Below are 3,986 nucleotides of genomic sequence, written 5' to 3'. Positions count from 1 at the left end.
CTTGAGCGATGATCCGTTCGTTAGCCTGCCAGCCGTGGCACGCTGATCAATCCGGCTTGGCCGGAACCGCACGGCCATCGCCGTCAGCTACACCACATGGTGGGACACTATCAGGCCATCCGGTTTTCGGAGACTGGCGCAGCGTCGGTTTCCGGTCTCTGAACGGCTTTCGTTCCGTAGTTGAAGAGCGACAGGTAGCCGAGCGCGGAGTGGCGCCGGCCGGCAATACTCTACCAGCTGTAGCTGATCAGTCCGATGCCGGAGAGCGTGTAGGAATCGCTGGAAACTTCGCTGTCGAAGGTAGCACCGACCGCCAGGCCGCTGGACCAGAGCACCTCGGCTCCCGCCGAGGCGAGCAGGTAATCACCGGACTCGTCGGCGCCCTTGATCTGGAAATCCGACCCCGGCAAGTCCCGGAAACTCGCGTGGAGGGTTTCACCCGACACCCCGTCATGCGCCCAGGCGATACGGCTTCGCAGCTTGAGCGTTGCGTCTTTGGCTAGGGGAATATTCTGGCCGAACCGAGCGCCGAGTTCGGTCCGTACGCCGGTCGAGTTGCTCGACTCGACGTCGAGGGCGAAGATCGAATTGCTGTCCGAAGTCTCGCTGTAGTCCGGGGTGTAATATTGCTGGACCTGCAGGCTGGCATAGGGCGTGACCCAACCGCGGCCCGGCATCACGGCGATGTCGGGGACATCGAACCGGTAGCCGGTTTCCACCCTGCCCGCCAGGTTCCAGGCAGAGAAGTCGGCATCGAAGCGCTCGGTGGTGCCAATCGTCAGGTCGCGTTCCGTCGACACGTCGCTGTAGCCCACCGCAATCGAAGCAGCGACATAGGCAGCGTCGAAATTGGTCCGGCCGTAGATCGCCACATGCGCCATATCGCTCTCACCGGAGCCGCTGGCGCCGTCGAGACCGAACGTGCTCCTGCCCAGACCGACGGCAAATCCGGCGATCGTGTCGGGAGTGAGCGCATAGTCGACACCGACGGCGACGCCCACCGTGTTGATCTCCCGATCATGCGATCCCCAATAGCTGTCGCCGTCGGTGCGTGTCGCGTCGCCATAGGCCGAGATCCAGCCATTCCAGGGTTTCGCCTGGGGCGCCGGGGCTTCGACCGGAGCGCCGTACATCGCGACACCGCCAAGCATCTGCAGGGTCGTGCCGGTCTCCGGGCCATAGCCGAGAACCCGGACCGTTGCAGGACCCTCGGGCTGCTGAGCGGCGATGACCGGGGCATAGCGCCCATCGTCGTCGTTCATGCGGTCGAAAATCTGCGACATGAACGAATTCATCGCTTGCCGGCCGGCCGGTGCGACGGACGAAGCGACCTCGCCGGTCAGCTGCTCCAAGACGAGGACCGTTTGTGCAGGCGTCAGCAAGCGGAAGATCGGCGGCAGCTCACCGCCTTGTGCGACGAACGAGTCGATGCCGTCGGCAACGGAAATGGCTCCAGGCGGCGGGGTCACCACCGGAACCAACGGCACGGTCGCCGCCGGGCAGACCGAGATCGTGTTGGTGTCCAGCGTCACCGCGCCGTTGCGGGCCAAGGCGGCTCCGCAGGTGATGTCCGCACCGGTGGTAAGGGTGATGCTCGTCAGTGCCAGGATCTGCCCAGCAAGTGTGGTCTCGGTCCCGAGCGTAGCCGAGCTTCCAACCACGAAGAAGACATTGGCACCCTGCGCGCCGTTGATGAGCGATACGCTGGAGGCGCTGGCTGTCGTTAGCGTGCTGCCGATATTAATGATGAAGACTGCGTTCGGATTGAACTGCGCGTCCAGCGTCAGGGTCCCCGTCAGCTGGGCGGAGGTGTCGTACTGGTACACGCCTGGGGCCAGTGTCAGCCCGGCGAGGTTCTGCCCGGTAAGATTCACCGTTGCCGGCCGGTTAGACAGGTCGGTGTACTGGGTCGTCAGGTCGACCTGCGCCTGGAGCGCAACTCCATCATTGAAGAAGGTCCTATAGGGGGCCGTTACGATACCAGGCGGAAACCCGATGACGGTAGTCCCCGGACTCACGCCGACATTGCCATTGATGACGGTCAGTCCCGTGTTAGTGACAGTCGATCCCGCCAGCACGCCGAAACTGTCAAGGCTCTGTGCCAGCGAACTTGTTTCTCCGGCGCCGATGACGGCAAGGGCAGCCAAAGTGAGCTTCGCCCCCAAAAGTACCTTCATCGTGAGACCCCATATTTTCCGCTCTCACAAAGCCTTAGTCGCTTTTTGTGAGATGATCTCAGCAAATATAATCTACTTAGAATTGCAGTCGGACCACATCGCGCTTCTGAGCAAATAGCGGCATGGAGGCTCGATCATCCTGAAATCAGCGCCATCGGGCAGCGGCCGGATGCTCTAGGCGGAGGAACTATCTGCGATGGCGTGAAAGCCCAAGAAATCAGTATTTAAGGCATTGTGAGAGACGCAGCGAAGGGTCGTAGATCTTGCAGGGCGCCGACCCCCTAGCGCATGACCGTCACCGAAGTGCCGACGCCGACGCGCGCATAGAGGTCCAGGATGTCCGCATTATGCATCCGAATGCAACCATAGGACACAAATCCGCCGATGGAGCCCGGCCGATTGGTGCCGTGAATAGCGTATTCGCCGCCCGACAGTGTCATTGCCGCATCACCCATCGGATTGTTCGGCGCGCCGCTTGGGATCAAGCTGGGCAGATCGGGTCGGTCGCGAAGCACCGCGAGCGGCGGTGCCCAGTGCGGGCGGATATATTTCCCCGTAATAGTCGCAGTGCCGGTCCACTGGCGGTCGGCCCTGCCGACGCCGACGTCGTAGCCGATCGCTGTGCCGGGTCCGACAACGAGATACAGGCGGCGTTCCGCCGTCTTCACCAGGATCGCCCCGGTCTCCAATCCTCCCGTGTCCACGCGAACACGCTCCGCCGCGCCAGCAACATCGGCAAGGAAGCTCGTCGACAGTAGCGCAATGGAAACCAGGCTCCAGGGGCAGCGGCGCGGGCGGGAAACTTTAGGCAAGGAGGCAACCTCGACATAGGGGTGCCGACGATCCGGCCGTCGCCGGCAGGTGCGCGGTCGGCTCTACGACGATGCGTCGGGCGACAAGATCGCGCTCGCAGCCTACTCCTTTAAAGCCGAAATGCGAGGAAATCATACCGGCGAGCATGGAGTCTCGCTCAGGAGGGACTCCCAGACCGGCGATGACCGAACTGAAGGCGCCATCGCCGGGAGGTTTGAGACGTCTGCCTGACGGTGACGCGGCCGCTGTAGCGCCGAGGCTTCGGACCACTCCGCGCGCATCCAGGTGTCCATCTCCTCCGGGTCGGGGAGGATGAAGGGCATAGCCTTCGGATGGATCGGCGCGACCAGGGAGTTGGGATCGGTGGTCAGGAAGGCGTAGAGGTGGACGTTGACCTCGCCCTCCTTCGTCTTCCGCACGCTGGTCCAGTTCGTCCAAATCCCGGCGAACGCCATTAAGGGGCGGCTCTCGTGCGCGGCAATCTGCTCCGCGGTTTCGGATCGTCCGCCGACCGGCCCAACCGACTGGATCGGCGGTGATTGCGGACGTCGGCCCGGCTGACCCATTCGGCAAGCGTCGAGCGATCCAGCTCGATTGCCGGGCGAAGACCTGCGCCTGGCGGTAGAGCGGCATGTGCTCGGAGTACTTCGCCCACGAGGCTACACGGTGGGCGGATCGCGCTGGATTTCGATGATCACTTGCGCCGTGGAGACAGGTGGGAGCAGGCGCGCTTGGCAAGCAACGACTGGCCTGTATGCGATACCGCCACGACCGCCTTGAACCATGCGATCCTCCGGAGGCGCTTCTGCGCGCCTTGGCTGTCTTGGCGGACCACAACTTGTCGTTGGGCGAGACTGTGACCGCTGGGGCCGCGAACCGCCAGCTAGTGTTCCGAGTCCGACACTTGCTACCTGTTGCCTCGGACTTCATCGAGTTTGTCCCGCGCACGTCGTTCCCGTTCGAGAATATCGTCGGCGGTTTTTGTCCACTGGAAGG

General features: G+C 63.0%; 3 protein-coding genes. All 3 read right to left on the bottom strand.

Going from position 1 to position 3,986, the window contains the following annotated elements; translation table 11 throughout:
- Positions 1–230: 230 nt before the first annotated feature.
- Entirely contained in the window at positions 231–2,177 is a 1,947-nt protein-coding gene (locus VQ042_RS24855) for an ice-binding family protein (RefSeq protein WP_331822940.1), read from the bottom strand.
- 281 nt (positions 2,178–2,458) lie between these two features.
- The gene (locus tag VQ042_RS24850; RefSeq protein ID WP_331822939.1) at positions 2,459–2,866 is read right to left on the bottom strand and encodes a L,D-transpeptidase; all 408 of its coding nucleotides are present in this window, start codon (positions 2,864–2,866) and stop codon (positions 2,459–2,461) included.
- Between the two features lie 255 nt (positions 2,867–3,121).
- Positions 3,122–3,556: an SOS response-associated peptidase family protein gene (locus tag VQ042_RS24845; RefSeq protein ID WP_442880230.1), complete on the bottom strand. Its 435-nt coding sequence runs from the start codon at positions 3,554–3,556 to the stop codon at positions 3,122–3,124.
- Positions 3,557–3,986: the final 430 nt, after the last annotated feature.

It is taken from the genome of Aurantimonas sp. A2-1-M11 (genome assembly GCF_036549475.1).
In the GTDB taxonomy this organism is placed as follows: domain Bacteria; phylum Pseudomonadota; class Alphaproteobacteria; order Rhizobiales; family Rhizobiaceae; genus Aurantimonas.
The sequence above is the reverse complement of the archived record's forward strand: the minus strand, read 5'-3'. Positions and strand labels throughout refer to the sequence as shown.

Bases quoted from the DNA above. Each gene is read 5' to 3' on its own strand.
- VQ042_RS24845 (WP_442880230.1), bottom strand. From the start codon at position 3,556: ATGGGTCAGCCGGGCCGACGTCCGCAATCACCGCCGATCCAGTCGGTT.
- VQ042_RS24855 (WP_331822940.1), bottom strand. From the start codon at position 2,177: ATGAAGGTACTTTTGGGGGCGAAGCTCACTTTGGCTGCCCTTGCCGTC.